We start from the raw sequence: 16,531 nt of genomic DNA, 5'->3' as shown, positions 1-16,531 counted from the left end.
CCAGGCGACGTTCGATCACCACCGGTATGTTCTTGATCAGCCGATACGGGCCGGAAGACCGCATCATCCCGCGATCAACCGAAGCCCCGTGAACCACGCAGTCAAACGGAACTGACGGAACTACCGGGAGCACAACCTTTGTCCCGCACCGAGGCCGACACCGAACCGCCCGCGAAGCCGCCGACGGAGCCGCCGCCCGGCGACGACCACGCGTTCTTCGGGCAGCCACGCGGTCTGCTCACCCTGTCCGGCCTCGAGGTCTGGGAGCGCTTCTCGTTCCTGGGCATGCAGGCCATCCTCGTCCTGTACTTCGCGGACTCCGTCGCGAACGACGGAATGGGCATGGATTCCGGAACCGCCGCTTCGGTGTCGGCGGCGTACGGAACGCTCGTCTATCTGGTCTCGGTGGCGGGCGGCTGGCTCGCCGACCGCATCCTCGGCTCGTACCGCGCGGTCCTGTGGGGCGGCATCCTCATCGCCTGCGGCCACTACTCCATGGCGGTCCCGACGGCGACGATGACCTGGGTGGGCCTCGGCCTGATCAGCGCGGGCACCGGGCTGCTCAAACCGAACGTCGCCTCGATGGTCGGCAAGCTCTACCGCACCGACGACCAGCGGCGCGACGCCGGCTTCGCGCTGTACTACATGGGCATCAACATCGGCGCCTTCGCCGGCCCGCTGATCACCGGCTGGCTCGGCGACCACAAGGGCTGGCACTGGGGCTTCTCGGCAGCCGCGATCGGCATGACGTTCGGCCTGATCCAGTACGTCCTGGGCCGCCGTCACCTCGCCGGACGCAAGGCGTCGGCCGAATTCGCGCTGCCCAAGGACGCGATGCGCCGCGCGGTCGTCCTGATCGTCGTGGGCGTCCTCGTGTTCGCCGCCCTCGCGGGTGTGCTCGCCGCCGTCGGCTGGCTGACGATGGACCGCTTCGTCGACCTGCTCACCGTCATCTCGGTGATCGCGCCGATCGTCTACTTCGCGGTCATGTTCCGCAGCCCGCGCGTGAGCGCCGAGGAACGCGGCCGCCTCAGGCCGTACGTGGTGCTTTTCCTCGCCTCGGTCGTCTTCAACTTCATCCTCTTCCAGGCCTACTCGACGATGATCCTGCTGGCCTCGACGAACGCCGAGACGTCGATCTTCGGCTTCACCTTCCCCGCCAGCTGGTACGCCTCCGCGCTCGGCGCCTTCGAGGTCGCGCTCGCCCCCGTCGTCGCCGCGGTCTGGGCCCGGATGGGCCGCCGCCAGCCGCACGCCTCCAACAAGATCGCGTTCGGCGTGATCCTGGGCGGCCTGTCGTTCATCCTGATGGTCCTGCCGACCTCGGGACACGGCGACGGCACGTACAAGATGGCGGTCTGGTGGATCGTCGGCTCCTACCTGCTGCTCGGCCTCGGCGACATCCTCGTGGAGACCTCCGGCATGTCGGCCACGACGAAGCTCGCCCCGCAGGCCTTCGCCAGCCAGACCATGGCCCTCTGGTTCCTCTCGCTCGCCCTCGCCAACGGCATCCAGGCACAGGTCGTGAAGCTCTACGGAGAAGTCTCCAACCCGGCGTACTTCGGCGTGAACGGCGCGATCGCGGTGGCCGCCGGTGTCGCCGTCATCCTGCTCGCACCGTGGCTGCGCCGCACCATGCACCCCGTCCACTGAGGACACTGAGGTTCCCCCCATGCAGAACATGCAGATCCGCTCATCCTTCCCGTACGAGACCACCCGTGAGGACGTCCAAGTACCCCTCCCGGACGGAACCAGGCTCTACGCACGCATCTGGCGCCCGGTGACGGACGAACCCGTCCCCGTGCTCCTGGAGTACCTCCCCTACCGCCTGAGCGACTGGACGGCGCCCCGGGACTTCCAGCGCCACCCCTGGTACGCGGGCCACGGCTACGCCTCCGTGCGCGTGGACGTGCGGGGCCACGGCAACTCGGAGGGCATGCCGGGCGACGAGTACTCCCCGGTCGAGCTGGCCGACGGCGTCGAGGTCGTCAACTGGCTCGCCGCGCAGCCCTGGTCCACGGGCAAGGTCGGCATGTTCGGCATCTCCTGGGGCGGCTTCAACTCCCTCCAGATCGCGGCCCTCGCGCCCGAGCCGCTCAAGGCGATCGTCACGGTCTGCTCCGCGGACGACCGTTATGACAACGACGTGCACTACATGGGTGGTTCCGTCCTCGCGGTGGACATGCACGCGTGGGCATCGACGATGCTCGCCTTCGTCTCCCGCCCCCCGGACCCGTTCTTCGTCGGCGACCGCTGGCGCGACATGTGGCTGAGCCGCCTCGAAGCGGTCGACCCCTTCATCCACACCTGGCTCGACCACCAGACCCGGGACGCCTACTGGCAGCACGGCAGCGTCTGCGAGGACTACTCGGCGATCGGCGCGGCGGTCCTCGCGGTGGGCGGCTTCCACGACCCCTACCGGGACACGGTCCTGCGCCTGGTCGAGCATCTGCCGGGAGACGTGCGGGGGTTGATCGGCCCGTGGTCGCACCAGTACCCGGACCGCGGCCTTCCGCCGGGCCCGGCGATCGGCTTCCTCCAGGAGACCCTGCGCTGGTGGGACCACCACCTCAAAGGCATCGACACCGGCGTCATGTCCGAGCCGAAGCTCCGCTCCTGGATCAGCGACTCGCACCCGCCGGCGACGGTCTACGCCGAGCTGCCGGGCGGCTGGGTCGGCGACCCCTCCTGGCCATCCCCGAACGTCACGCCGACCCCGTACGCCCTCCAGGGCACGCCCATGGTGGTGAACTCCCCGCAGCACACGGGCCTGGACGCGGGCCGCTACTTCCCCTTCGGCAACGACGCGGACCTGCCGCCGGACCAGCGGGACGAGGACGCGAAGTCGGCGTGCTTCGAGTTCGAGGTCCCCTCGTCCGTCCGCATTCTGGGGCGCCCCAAGGTGACGCTGTGCCTGAAGATGGACACCCCGTCCGGCCAGGCGATCGCGCGGGTGTGTGACGTGGCGCCGGACGGTTCGTCGACGCTGGTCACCCGGGGCGTCCTGAACCTCTCGTCGCGCAACGGCAGGGATCGGGTGGACCCGTGGCCGGTGGGCGGCACGGAGGACGTGACGTTCGAACTGAACGCGATCGGCCACACTTTCCCGCCGGGTCACAAGATCAGGCTCGCGGTGTCGTCGGCGTACTGGCCGTGGATCTGGCCGCAGGCGGACTCGGCGGGCTTCGTCCTCGATCCGGCGGGCAGCGCGCTGGAACTCCCGGTGCGGGAGGGCGACCTGGACCCCACGATCACTTTCGAAGCTCCCGAGCAGTCGGAGCCGCTCGGGGTGGTCTACCCGGCGACGCTCGACGAGCTGCGTCCCGAGCGCCTGGTCGTACGCGATGTGGCGAAGGGCGAATGGCGCCTGGAGGTGGACCCGCGCTACGGCGGTACGCGGGTCTACCCGGACGGCCTCGAATTCACCGAGGACGCGGTGGAGACGTACACGATCAACGAGTCCGACCCGCTCAGCGCCCGCACCCGCTCCGACTGGACGATCCGCCTGCACCGCCCTGAACTGGCCTGGGACGTGTCGATCGTCTCGCGCTCGGAGATCACGTGCGACGCGGCGGACTTCATCACGTCGAACGAGGTGGTGTGCAGGGAGGGTGACGAGGTCGTCTTCCACCGCACATGGGAGAAGCGCATCCCGCGAACGGCGGGCTAACTCCGCGCCGCGAGAAGCCGCTCGATCACGACGGCCACCCCGTCCTCCTCATTGGACGAAGTCACCTCATCGGCGGCGGACTTGAGGTCGGGGTGGGCGTTGGCCATGGCGACGCCGCGGGCCGCCCACACGAACATCGGCACGTCATTGGGCATGTCCCCGAAGGCGATGGTGTCCTCGGCGGCCATCCCGAGCCGCTCGGCGGCAAGGGCAAGGCCGGTCGCCTTGGTCACGCCGCGCGGCTGGAGCTCGACGGTGCCGGGCCCGGACATGGTGACGGTGGCGAGCGGCCCGACGGCGTCGCGGGCAACGGCGGCCAACTCGTCGTCGTTCAGCTCGGGATGGCGCAACAGCACCTTGCTGATGGGCTCGACCCACAGCGCGTCCCGCTTCTGCACCCGTACGGCGGGCAGGGTGGGGTGCGGCATCAGATACCCCGGCTCGATGAGGGTGAGCCCGTCCACCCCGTCCTGGTCGACGGCGGCGTAGACCTGCCCGATCTCCGCCTCGATCTTGCCGAGCGCGGCCTCGGCGAGCTCACGGTCGAGCGTCACGGACCAGAGCATGCGATCAGCCCCGGCGTCGTACAACTGCGCCCCCTGCCCGCAAACCGCGAGGCCGCCGCCCCCCAGATCATCGAGGAGCGGCTTCACGCGCGGCGCGGGCCGCCCGGTCACCACCAGATGATGCGCCCCCGCCGCGACGGCCGCCGCCAACGCGGCCAACGACCGGTCGGAGACGGTGTCGTCACCGCGCAGCAGCGTTCCGTCCAGGTCAGTGGCGATAAGTGAATATGCGAGGGCTGCAGCCATGATCCAGAGAATACGGATCCCGAGCGATGCTGAAAGCAGTGTGACGGGAGCTGTGACGCGCCGGGGTGCGCTGGTCGCACTACCGGCGCTCGCAGAGTTCACCGAGACGTGTCTGCGGGAGCCGCCCCTACGGTAGTACTTGCCCCAGAATCCCCGCCCGGAGAAAACATGACGCACGAGCCCCTCGCCCCCCTCCACAGAGCAACATTTCTGATGCGGCTGGATGACGGCATGCTCGAGTATTTCCAAGAGATCGTTGACGAAGCAGTGGCCCGCTGCGGGATCTCCCGCGCGGAAGCGGTGGCCCGGGTCAACGAGAGGTACGGGGACCTGGAGATCTCCCCCTATCCGGACCTCATGTGCCACGAGTTCCCCGAGTTCTGGGCGTACGGCCTCTACTACAAGTCCGACGCCAAGGGCCGCCTCCCCACAGGCGACGCGGAAGCCGACGCGGACATCGACTTCGCCACACTGGGACGCTGGCCCGCACCGCCGAGGGATTCGCCGGCCTGGACGTACGCATCTGGTAATGAAGCGCCCTCCGGCCCCCCTCCCCACCTGCGCGCCTAGTAACTTTGCTCTTTGCACGGAGTGGCTAGCGGGGAACGCGTGACGGGGGTTGCGGCATGGCGGGGAATCGTCCGGCGGATTGGCATGTCCTGGACCTGGACAAGGACCCGACCCCCGGCGATCCGGACCGCGTCCGCAACCTGGCGAAGAACCTGCACGACTTCGCCGACGACGTCTCCAAGGTCCTGCGGGACATCAAGGGGATGGCGGGCGAGGACGCGATCCTCACCTGGGCGGGCAAGACGGCCGAGTCGTTCACGGCGGAGTTCGAGGACGCGCCGGGCAAGCTGAAGAAGCTCAAGAAGAGCTACGAGATGGCCGGCGACGCGCTCTCGACGTACTGGCCGGAGCTGGAGCGCGCCCAGGCCCTGGCGGACAAGGCGCTGGTCAAGGGCCGCGAGGCGCAGGGCGACTTGTCCTCCGCGCAGACCCGCCTGACCTCCGCGGACTCGTGGGTGGACAAGGCGGGCAAGGAAGCCGACAAGTACAAGGACGACGGCGGGTCCAAGGACAAGGACGTCCCCAAGCCCGACCCGGACAAGGTCAAGGCCGCCACCCGCAACGCCACTTCGGCGGAGAAGGCCCAGACGGCGGCCAAGTCCGACGTGTCCGCCGCGCAGAGCAACCTGGACGCGGCGAAGAAGATGGCCGAGGACGCCCGCAAGATGCGCGAGGAGGCGGCCGGCACGGCGAAGAAGAAACTGGAAGAGGCCTCCGACGCGGGTATCCAGAACCGCAAGTGGTGGGAGGAGGTCGGCGACTGGGTCACCGACAACTGGGACACCATCGTCGCCGTCTGCAAGGTCGTCGTCGCGGTCCTCGGCATCATCGCAATGATCATCGGCGGCCCCATCCTGGGCGCGATCGTCCTGATCGCCGCCCTCGTCGTACTCGCCGACACCCTCAACAAATACGCCAACGGGGAGGCATCTCTATGGGATGTCGCCTTCGCCGCCCTGGACTGCATCCCCGGAATGAAGGGCCTCACCTCCCTCCGCGGCCTCGCCAAGGGACTGAAAGGCCTCAAAGGCGGGCTCAAGGGTCTGGCCCTCGGAGTCAAGGGCCTCGGTAAGGGCACACGTGCCATGGGGCGGCAGATTCGCAAGCTGCTCTGCCGCACCGACCCGGTGGACATGGCTACCGGGGAGATGGTGATGTCCGCTACGGATGTCTCTCTGGCGGGTACGCTCCCCCTCGTTCTGGAGCGACACCACCGCAGCGGCACACGCACCGGCCATCTCTTCGGCCGGAGCTGGAGCTCCACGCTCGATCAACGCCTCAGGCTCGACGCGTCCGGCGTGCTGTTCGTCACCGATGACGGCATGGTGCTGAACTACCCCGTTCCTGATCCCGATGCCACGGTCCTACCGGTTGAAGGACCACGCTGGCCGATGAGCTGGGACGGCGCCGCCGACGGGGAGATAACCATCCACCGGTTGGACTCCGGCCAGACCCTTCACTTCAGGCAGCTGCCGCACCTGCCGCCGAGTGAGCTGCCCTTGGCCGCCGTCAGCGACCGTAACGGCAACAGGTTCACCGTTGGATATAGCGCCGACGGGACCCCCACCGAGATCGTCCACGACGGTGGCTACCACATCGGTGTGACGGTGGAAGACGGTCACATCACGGCGTTCTGCCTGCTCAACGACCCCGAGCAGCCCACCCTCGTGCAGTACGGATATGACGACCGGGGAAACCTGTCGGAGATCCGGAACTCCTCGGGCCTGCCGCTGAAGCTGACGTACGACGACTCCAGCCGCATCACGGGTTGGGCGGACCGCAACGACGTCTGGTACCGCTACACCTACGACCACCAGGGCAGGTGCATCGCGACCGACGGCACCGGGGGAGCACTCAGCAGTCGCATCGTCTACGACACCGATCACCGGCGGACGCTCTTCACCGACTCCTTGGGTCACACCACGGTCTACGAGTTCAACGACGCCTACCAACTCCGGACCGAGACTGACCCGCTCGGAAATCGCTCCCATCGGACATGGGACCGTTACGACAACCTCCTGTCGGTCACCGACGCTCTCGGCCGTACGACCTCGTACGCCTACGACGCAGCAGGGAACGTGACGGAGGTAGTCCGCCCGGATCTGCACCGTACGCGGGTCTCCTACAACGAACAGGGTTTCGTCGAGCGCGTTGTTGCCGCCGACGGCGCGGAGTGGAGCCAGGTATTCGACGCCTATGGGAACCGCACTGCCGGGATCGATCCCGCAGGGGCCGTCACCCGCTACGCCTACGACGAGCATGGCGGCCTGGCCAGCGTCACGGACCCGCTGGGCAGTACGACCACGGTCACCTGTGACACCACCGGGCTCCCGGTCTGCCTCATCACACAGGCCGGTGAAACCACCCGGTACCGCCGGGACAGCTTCGGCCGCCCGGTCGAGATCACCGACCCGCTCGGCGCGGTAACCCGCCTGGAGTGGACAGTCGAGGGCAAGCCCTCGCGGCACACCGACCCCGTGGGATCGCAGTGGACTTGGAGCTGGGACGGAGAGGGCAATTGCCTGAGCCGGTCGGATGCGGCCGGGGGGACGTACCGATACGAATACGGCCCGTTCGATCTCCCGCGAGCTCAGACGAACCCCGACGGATCGCGCTTCGAGTACACGCGTGACTCCGAACTCCGCCTGACCGTCGCGACAGACCCCTCAGGCCGCCGCTGGCAGTACACCTACGACAACGCGGGGCGGCTGGTCGGAGAGTCCGACTTCGACGACCGCACGGTCGCTTATGTCCGCGACGCGGCCGGCCAGCTGACCGCCAAGATAAATGCCCTGGGCCAAGAGGTCAGTTACCGCCGTGATGCCGTGGGCAATGTCGTGGAGAAGATCGCAGCCGGGATCAGCACGACCTTCGCCTATGACCCCGCCGACCGGTTGACGCACGCCGCGGGTCAGGGTGTCGACCTGACCTTCGACCGGGACCCCCTCGGTCGTGTCCTTCGGGAGACCTGTGACGGGCTGGCGACCTCCTACGCTTACGACATCATGGGCCGCCCGCTTCACCGGACGACTCCGGGCGGGGCCGAAAGCTCTTGGCAGTACGACGAGGCCGGGCGCCCTGTCAGCCTCGTAGCCGACACGCATCAGGTGAGCTTCGCCTATGACGGAGCCGGGCGCGAGGCTACTCGCGCCGCCGGAGCCAACGTCCTGCTCCACCACCGCTGGGACGCGGCGGGCAACCTGGCCGAGCAGAGAGTGGGAGCGGGCGACCACCTCCTGTGGCAGCGCAATTACTCCTATCGCGGCGACCACCATCTGAGTGCGATCGCCGACAGTCGTTGGGGTGATACGGCCTTCGAGCTGGACGTCATGGGCCGCGTCACGGCCGCTTCCGGCCCGGCCGAACGCGAGGACTACACATACGACGCCGTAGGAAACCAGCTTTCGGCAGCCTGGGCCCGAGGCGAGATGACGGCAGCGGGAGAACGACGCTATGCGGGCACGCGCATCACTCGCGCCGGCCGAGTGCGCTATGAGTATGACGCTGCCGGTCGAACCGTTGCCAGGCGCACGAAAACACTCTCGGGCAAGCTTTCCCTCTGGGAGTACGAATGGGATGCCGAGGACAGGCTGACGGCAGTTGTGACTCCTGACGGCAGCAGGTGGCGGTACTCCTACGACCCGCTGGGCCGACGCACGGCGAAACTGAAGATCGACGCCGATGGACGGTTCACCGAAGAAACCCACTTCACCTGGGCCAACGCCACCGTCATCGAGCAGGTCAGTCGCCGGAACGACAGCGCAGCGGAAGCTGTCAGGCTCACCTGGGATCACGACGGACTGCGACCGATCGCTCAGCGGAAGCAGACACCGCGGGACGAGATCGACGCTCGCTTCTACGCTATCGTCACCGACCTGGTGGGAACACCCACTGAATTGATCGACGAGTCGGGCGAGATCGCCTGGCAATCGGATGCCACCGTCTGGGGCGTCGAGGGCGGCAGCGGAAATTCCGACGTCGACATGCCGCTGCGTTTCCCCGGCCAATATCACGACGACGAGACAGGCTGGAATTACAACTACCAGCGCTATTACGACCCCGAGATCAATCGGTACGTTACCCCCGACCCACTCGGGCTCGATCCGGACCCCAACCACTACGGGTACGTGGACAATCCACACGAGTGGATCGATCCCCTGGGGCTGCTTTCCTGCACCGGGCGTCTCGACAAGCTGAACCCCGGCGAGATGTACCTTTACCGAGCCGTGCAGAATGCCGAACTCAGTCAGATCCTGAACACGAGGACCTTCCAGAACATCCGCGGTATCGAGACGAAGTACTTCTCGACCACCGCTGAGTCGGCTGCCGCCTACGGTCGCGAGATGTTCGGGAAGTTCCCGCAGGAAGGCCCCTACACACTGGTCCGGTCCACCATCAGGAATGACGCCATCCCCGAGATAAGTAGAGTGGACCTCGTGGAGGCAGGGGGCATCGAGGCACTCGCCCTGCCGACCGAGGTACTGAAGGAGTTCGGACGGATCCGCATTCTTCCGAGTATGCCGATCCCCTGATAGAGAGAATCACCATGCGTCTCGTCGTCACCTCAGAGAGAGCAGAAACACTCGACATCTGGCGACCTGTGTTCGAGGAGCACCCGGAGGTGACCTTCGAACTCGCCTCCCGATCCCAGACTCCGGTCGACGCCGTCATGATGGCGGGTATCTTCGCCATCGAACGATATGGCAGCCGCCCCAATTTTCGACACGCTCAGATTCTGGAGAATCATCGCGGTGACGGATGGCACGACCTCGTTATCGTGCCTCCCACCCGTCCGATGACGAGGAACGCTGACGGCGTCTGGCAGGTGGTTGCCGAGTACGCGGACATTCACCCCGCCTACTACGCCGCATCGCACGCGTTCCAGGCCATCGCGGAGTGGAACGCCAGTCACGATGGCAGACCCATCAACGGTGTGGAAATCAATCTGCCGCTCATGGACATGAATAAGCCGGTCGACGAGTCGAGCCCATCCGCCTTCAAAGCAGCGCTCGACGATCTCCTGCGGGACAGGACGTAGCGTCGGCGCGCACGCCAGCGCGCACCGCACCCCTCAGCCCCGTCACCTCACCCGTGCGCCCGCGCCAAATGCCCCGCCAGCCGCGGCGAGGCGAACTCCGTGCCGCAGACGAAGCGCATCACGGGGCCGTACGACGCCGCCGCCGGGAGGCCCGTGAAGTACAGGCCGGGGACCGATGAGACGTAGCCCGCGCCCAGCTTCGGGGTGCCCCGGCTTGTGGTGAGGCGGGTTTGGAGGGCGGGGGCCAGGAAGTCCATCGCGGCGATGTCCACGCGGTAGCCCGTCGCCGCTATGACGTGGTCCGCGGAGAGTTCGCGGAGGCGGCCGGCCCGCGTCTCCACCCTCAGGACCGGGCTGCCGTCCCGGACGTCCGCCGACACCACCCTGCGGACCTCGCGCGTCTCGACCTTGCCCTCGTAGCGCTCGCGCAGCCACCACGCGCCCAGCGGCCCGAGGATGCGGCGGACCAGGAAGTGGCGTGCCTGCGGGGGCAGATAGCGGTACGGGTGGGGGTAGTAGCTGATGGCGTAGAGCGACCAGGCGCGGCCGAACGGCGACTCGGGGCGCAGCTTCGGCTGCTTCCACGGGGGCTCCCCGAAGGCCACCGATCCCTTGCCGCGCGCCACCACCTTCACGGTCGCGCCCGCTTCCGCGGCGAGCGCGGCCGTCTCCAGGGCCGACTGCCCGGCGCCGACCACGACCAGCTCGCGACCCGCGAACCGCGACAGGTCGCTGTGCTGCGAGCTGTGCGACACGGGACCCGCCGGTGACGGCCCGTCCGGCACGGCCGCGGCCAGCGCCGGCGGCAGCTGCGCGAGGCCCGAGAGTCCGGTGGCGACGACGACCGCGCGGGCCGTGAACTGCTCGCCGGAGTCCAGCTTCAGGTCGAAGCCCGCCGTGCCCTTGCGGTCGACCGACACGACCCGCACCTGCTCCAGGTCGGGCACCAGCTTCCCCTTGAACCACTCCCCGTAGGCGATGAAGGTCTCGATCGGGATGATGTCCTCGTCGGTGACCAGGCGCGGTATCCCCGCCGCGTCGCAGTAGTCGACGAGGTCGTGGCCGCGCTGCGGCGCGTCGATGTTCGATGCCACCGGCGTCGATTTCAGGAGCATCCCCGCGGGCATGTGCGCGCGCCAGCTCACCATGGGGTCGCCGAAGACCCGCACCGGAATGCCGCGGGCCCGCAGATGGGCCGCGGTGGACAGGCCGAAAGGCCCCGCCCCGATGATTGCTACTGGATGGATCACGAAGTCCCTCCCCAGGACGTCACTTACGTGTGCCTACTTCGTGTGGTGCTGTGCTTTTGTGGCCTTCAACTTCTTTGTGGCTATCAACTTCTTTGTAGCTGTCAACGCTTCGTGCTGCCGCGTCTCTGCGTCCGCCAGAGTTGGAACAGGTGCTTCGCACCCGGCCGTACGAAACGCGCGAGCATCGTGAAGAACGGCTTCATGTCGTCCGCCGCGAGCCACGCCAGTTCCGTGCCACTGGCGTGTGGGGGTGCGTGCGGTGTGGTGTAGCCGCTGCGGCGGTAGGCGAGGAGGGCGGGCAGGTCTATGTTTTCGACGACATAGCGGTGACCGGCGCGCTGCTCCCCCTTGGGAACCGGGCGCCCCGTCAGGTGCAGGTGCATCGCACGGACCACATCGATTCCGGCCTCGCTCTCGAAGAGCCGGAACTGCGCGCCCATGCGGGGGTTGAAGTCGAGCAGTTTGTACTGACCGTCGCGCCGGTCATAACGCAGGTCGAGATCGACGACGCCGGTAAAACCGATCTGCTTGATGAAACGTGCGGCGAGGTCCGCGAGTTCCGGATTGTCGACGACATACGCATTCGCCGTCATCCCCGCGTGCGGCGGCCAGGAGCGCACCTTGACGCCGGTGAACATCGCCCGCGGCGTCGAGTCCGCGTCGAAGTACGCGTGCACGATCCAGTCCTCGGCCTGCTCCCGCGGCAGATACTCCTGGAGGATCACTCCGGGCCGCTCCCCCCAGTCCCGGGCGAGGCCCAGCAGGCCCGACGGGGTCTCGATGCGCGTCGTCCCGTTCACCGCGGGCCGGGAGCGGCGCGTGAACGCCTCGCGGTTCTTGGCGACCACCGGGAAGAGGGCCGTGGCGGCGAACTCCTCGATGTCCCCGTAGCACTCGGGGAAGGACGCGGCCGGCGAGGCGATGCCGTGCTCCACGCACAGCTCGTGCAGGCCCTGCTTGCTGGCGAGGCGGCGGGGTAACTTCGGCTCCACGCGCGGGAAGAGGAACCCCGCGGCACTCAACGGCTCCTGGTGCTCGGCGATGAGCACGGCCGCTTCCTCGTCGGTCGGGATCAGGACCGTGGGCCTGCCGATCCGGCGCGCGAGGCGCAGCATCCCCTCGACGAGCCGCTCCGGCTCCTCCGCCCCGGTGGTCGGCCAGGGGAAGGCACGGGTGAGATGGCGCGAGGCCGCGGCCGGTGTGTAGCGGTCCTCCGTGATCGCATACATGGGCACGCCGAGCCGCCCGAGGCTGCGGATCGCGCCCACGCCGCCGTGATGCAGCGGATAGTTGCCGAACTTCACGATCAAACCGGGCACCTCACGGTCCACCGCGAAGGGCATGCTGTCGTTCGTCATGGCCACGGGTCCCCCCACGTGTCCCTCCGTATGACCCGGACCCACCCCGTCCGCGCCCCCCAAAGGACGCTAAGCCGGAATTAACCATTCCAGCAAGGCTTATTCGGACATTGCGAACTCTTTAGACACTGCCCCCAGCGAAGGTTCCCACGTAACGTGTGGCACACCCTTATGGAAAGCGAGGCAGGTACGCATGTCCGAGCACACCCCGCTCGACCCGGCCGGAAGCGACCCTTCCGCCCGCTCCGTAGGCGACCCCTTCGCTCTCGCGGAGGGCGATCCCTTCGGTCCGCACAACCTCCCGTACGGCGTTTTCTCCCTCACCGGAGGTGCGGCCGCGGGCTCTGCCGGGGCCGGGGAGCGCCGGGTCGGTGTACGGCTCGGTGATCACGTCCTCGACGCGGGCGCCGCTGCCGCCGCACTCGGCTCGCCCTATGTCTCGCTGCTCGCCGGGCCCACCCTCAACCCCCTGCTCGCCGCGGGCCGCACGGCGTGGTCCGACGTGCGTCGCGCACTCACCGCGTGGGTGACGATCCCGGCCCACCGCGAGGTCGTACGCCCCCTGCTCCACCCCCTGTCCGACGTCACCCTGCACCTCCCCTTCGAGGTCGCGGACTACGTGGACTTCTACGCCTCCGAGCACCACGCGACCCATCTGGGGCAGATGTTCCGCCCGGACGCGCCGGCTCCGCTGACGCCCAACTGGAAGCACCTGCCCATCGGTTACCACGGCCGGTCCGGCACCGTTGTGGTCTCCGGGACCGAAGTGGTACGTCCTTCGGGCCAGCGCAAGGCGCCCGACGAGACGGCGCCGGTCTTCGGGCCCTCCGTCCGCCTGGACATCGAGGCCGAGGTCGGCTTCGTCGTGGGCACGCCCTCCGAGCTGGGCACGCCGGTGCCGCTCGCGGACTTCCGGGACCACGTCTTCGGCCTCACCCTCCTCAACGACTGGTCGGCGCGCGACATCCAGGCCTGGGAGTACGTCCCGCTCGGACCGTTCCTCGGCAAGTCCTTCGCCACCTCGGTCTCGGCATGGATCACCCCCCTGGAGGCCCTGGACGCGGCGCGGGTCGCCCCTCCGGAGCGCACGCACGAACTGCTCCCCTACCTGGACGACTCGGCGGAGTCCGTCGCAGACGAGCCCGGCGGCTACGACCTGCGCATCACCGTGACCCTGAACGGCCAGGTCATCTCCGAGCCGCCCTTCTCCACCGTGTACTGGACGGCCGCCCAGCAGCTGGCCCACATGACGGCGAACGGCGCGTCCCTGCGCACGGGGGACCTGTACGGCTCCGGCACGGTGAGCGGCCCCGACAAGGGGCAGTACGGCTCCCTGATCGAGATGACCTGGAACGGCCGCGATCCCCTCGAACTCCCCGACGGCAAGCGGACGTTCCTGGAGGACGGCGACGAGGTCACGCTCACGGCGTGGGCGCCGGGGCCTGACGGTACCCGGGTGGGCCTCGGCGAAGTTTCTGGCAGGGTCGCCTCGGGCCACTGAGGCTAGCGGCCGGGGGTGGTACACCCCCGGCCCCTCTGGGCCTCGGATTCGTCTGCCGCGCCATCGTGGCTGGTCGCGCCGTTCCCCGCGCCCCTACGGGGCCCGGGGACAGCCCGCGCCCAATCCTCCTGCCGCGCCATCGTGGCTGAGCGCGCCGTTCCCCGCGCCCCTGCGGGGCGCTCCTCGTTCGGGCGGCGCTCAGAAGTCCTCCGGAGGCTCCGGCCACTCCTCGTCCGGGGCGTCCGGGTACTCCGGGGCCGGGGCGGACCGCGGGGCCTGCGGGGGCTCCGCGTCAACCGGCCCGGAGGGCTCCCCGCCCCCCAGCTCCGCGAGGACCTCCAGGACGCCCTCCCCGTACGTCGCCAGCTTCTTCTCGCCGAGGCCGCTGATGCCGCCGAGCTCCGCCAGGGACGACGGCCGCAGCGTGGCGATCTCGCGGAGCGTGGCGTCGTGGAAGATCACGTACGCGGGGAGGCCGAGCTCCTTGGCCTGTGCGCCGCGCCACGCCCGCAGCGCCTCGAACACCGGCACCGCCTCCTGAGGCAGCTCGGCGACGGCAGCCGCGGCCTTCGCCTTCCGCTCCCCCTTCGGCGCCTTCGCCGCCGCGGGCCGCTTCGGCTCCTTGCGCAACCGCACCTCCCGCTCCCGGCCGAGCACTGAACCGCTCTGCTCGGTCAGGACCAGCGTGCCGTACTCCCCCTCGACCGCGAGCAGCCCCTGCGCCAGCAACTGCCGGACGACGCCGCGCCATTCGGCCTCCGCGAGCTCCTCGCCGATGCCGAAGACCGAGAGCTGGTCATGGTCGAACTGGATGATCTTGGCGGTCTTCTTGCCGAGCAGGATGTCGATGATCTGGCCCGCGCCGAACTTCTGACCCCGCTCCCGCTGCAACCGCACCACCGTCGAGAGGACCTTCTGGGACGGGACCGTGCCGTCCCAGGTCTCCGGCGGGGTGAGGCAGGTGTCGCAGTTCCCGCAGGACTGCCCGTCCGCGTCCTGGCCGAAGTACGTCAGGAGCTGGGCCCTGCGGCACTGGGCCGTCTCGCACAGCGCAAGCATCGAGTCCAGGTGCGAGGCTGCCCGGCGCCGGAACGCCTCGTCCCCCTCGCTGCCCTGGATCAGCTTCCGCTGCTGGACGACGTCCTGGAGGCCGTACGCCATCCAGGCCGTGGAGGGCAGACCGTCACGTCCCGCGCGGCCCGTCTCCTGGTAGTACCCCTCGACCGACTTCGGCAGGTCGAGGTGGGCGACGAACCGGACGTCCGGCTTGTCGATGCCCATGCCGAAGGCGATCGTGGCGCAGACGACCAGGCCCTCCTCCCGCAGGAAGCGCGACTGGTGGGCGGCGCGCGTCCCGCCGTCCAGACCCGCGTGGTACGGAACGGCCTCGATGCCGTTCTTGCACAGGAACTCGGCGGTCTTCTCGACCGAATTGCGCGAGAGGCAGTACACGATGCCCGCGTCGCCCGCGTGCTCCTCCTTGAGGAAGGCCAGGAGCTGCTTCTTCGGCTCGGCCTTCGGCACGACGCGGTACTGGATGTTGGGCCGGTCGAAGCTCGCCACGAAGTGCTTGGCGTCCGGCATGCCGAGCCGCTCGGTGATCTCCCGGTGCGTGGCGTGCGTCGCCGTGGCCGTCAGGGCGATGCGCGGCACGTCCGGCCAGCGCTCGCCGAGCAGGGAGAGCGCCAGATAGTCCGGCCGGAAGTCGTGACCCCACTGCGCCACGCAGTGCGCCTCGTCGATCGCGAAGACGGAGATCTTGGCGCGGGAGAGCAGATCGAGCGTGCCCTCCAGGCGCAGCCGCTCCGGCGCCAGATACAGCACGTCGAGCTCCCCCGCGAGGAACTCGGCCTCCATCACCCTGCGCTCGTCGAAGTCCTGCGTGGAGTTGATGAACCCGGCCCGCACGCCAAGGGCCCGCAGCGCGTCCACCTGGTCCTGCATGAGCGCGATGAGGGGGGATACGACCACGCCGGTGCCGGGCCTGACCAGGGCGGGGATCTGATAGCAGAGCGATTTGCCGCCGCCGGTGGGCATCAGGACGACGGAGTCACCGCCCGCGACCACATGCTCGATGATCGCTTCCTGCTCGCCCCGGAACGCGTCGTACCCGAAGACGCGGTGCAGCGTCCGCAGTGCGTCACTCTCCGCCACCGCGCTCGGTACGGTCACCTCGCTCATGCCACTGATCCCATCCATCGCCCTGCCCCCGTACCTCGCGTGCGTCTCGTACGTCGCGCTTCGACCACTGACTCAACGATAGGGGTCCGCACCGACACCTCTGGAAGTTATCCACAGGCCGCCGCCCGGCACCCCCTGTCGGACGGGGTGC

General features: G+C 68.6%; 10 protein-coding genes. 6 read left to right on the top strand and 4 right to left on the bottom strand.

Annotated features, from left to right (window positions below; translation table 11 throughout):
• The first annotated feature begins 138 nt into the window (after nt 1-138).
• Both ACWFR3_RS34395 and ACWFR3_RS34390 read left to right on the top strand, forming a co-directional pair.
• Nucleotides 139-1,653, top strand: coding sequence for a peptide MFS transporter (locus ACWFR3_RS34395; protein WP_453738609.1), 1,515 nt, complete (start codon nt 139-141; stop codon nt 1,651-1,653).
• A gap of 28 nt (nt 1,654-1,681) precedes the next feature.
• Nucleotides 1,682-3,670, top strand: coding sequence for a CocE/NonD family hydrolase (locus ACWFR3_RS34390; protein WP_453738644.1), 1,989 nt, complete (start codon nt 1,682-1,684; stop codon nt 3,668-3,670).
• Here ACWFR3_RS34390 and ACWFR3_RS34385 read toward each other — a convergent pair.
• Nucleotides 3,667-4,482 carry an HAD family hydrolase gene (locus tag ACWFR3_RS34385; RefSeq protein ID WP_453738608.1) on the bottom strand — a complete coding sequence of 272 codons (816 nt, stop codon included), beginning with the start codon at nt 4,480-4,482 and terminating at the stop codon, nt 3,667-3,669. The two genes, ACWFR3_RS34390 and ACWFR3_RS34385, sit on opposite strands and share 4 nt — an antisense overlap.
• A 231-nt stretch (nt 4,483-4,713) precedes the next feature.
• On the opposite strand from ACWFR3_RS34385, the gene ACWFR3_RS34380 reads away from it, so the two are divergent.
• Genes ACWFR3_RS34380 through ACWFR3_RS34370 form a run of 3 tightly spaced genes read left to right on the top strand, consistent with a single transcriptional unit; the run spans nt 4,714 to nt 10,090 of the window.
• Complete coding sequence (locus ACWFR3_RS34380) at nt 4,714-5,052, top strand: hypothetical protein (protein ID WP_453738607.1); 339 nt, start codon at nt 4,714-4,716, stop codon at nt 5,050-5,052.
• A 56-nt stretch (nt 5,053-5,108) separates the two neighbouring features.
• Nucleotides 5,109-9,584 (top strand): DUF6531 domain-containing protein, encoded by a 4,476-nt coding sequence (locus ACWFR3_RS34375; protein ID WP_453738606.1) that lies wholly within the window; start codon nt 5,109-5,111, stop codon nt 9,582-9,584.
• Between the two features lie 14 nt (nt 9,585-9,598).
• Nucleotides 9,599-10,090, top strand: coding sequence for a hypothetical protein (locus tag ACWFR3_RS34370; RefSeq protein WP_453738605.1), 492 nt, complete (start codon nt 9,599-9,601; stop codon nt 10,088-10,090).
• 47 nt (nt 10,091-10,137) lie between these two features.
• Here ACWFR3_RS34370 and ACWFR3_RS34365 read toward each other — a convergent pair whose 3' ends face one another.
• Together ACWFR3_RS34365 and ACWFR3_RS34360 are read right to left on the bottom strand one after the other, a co-directional pair.
• A complete protein-coding gene (locus ACWFR3_RS34365) occupies nt 10,138-11,340 on the bottom strand; it encodes an NAD(P)-binding domain-containing protein (RefSeq protein ID WP_453738604.1) in 1,203 nt (400 codons plus the stop codon).
• Between the two features lie 101 nt (nt 11,341-11,441).
• Complete coding sequence (locus tag ACWFR3_RS34360) at nt 11,442-12,683, bottom strand: carboxylate--amine ligase (RefSeq protein ID WP_453738643.1); 1,242 nt, start codon at nt 12,681-12,683, stop codon at nt 11,442-11,444.
• Nucleotides 12,684-12,891: 208 nt separating this feature from the next.
• Between ACWFR3_RS34360 and fahA the strand changes: the two genes are divergently transcribed.
• On the top strand, nt 12,892-14,199 hold the full coding sequence (gene fahA, locus ACWFR3_RS34355; RefSeq protein WP_453738603.1) for a fumarylacetoacetase: 1,308 nt from the start codon (nt 12,892-12,894) through the stop codon (nt 14,197-14,199).
• Nucleotides 14,200-14,397: 198 nt separating this feature from the next.
• Here the strand turns inward: fahA and recQ are convergent, their stop codons facing one another.
• On the bottom strand, nt 14,398-16,380 hold the full coding sequence (gene recQ / locus ACWFR3_RS34350; protein ID WP_453738602.1) for a DNA helicase RecQ: 1,983 nt from the start codon (nt 16,378-16,380) through the stop codon (nt 14,398-14,400).
• Between the last annotated feature and the right edge of the window lie 151 nt (nt 16,381-16,531).

The sequence above is a fragment of the Streptomyces sp. NPDC055189 genome, from assembly GCF_053606765.1.
Note: the sequence above shows the minus strand (reverse complement) of the source record. Positions and strands in the feature narration are given on the sequence as shown.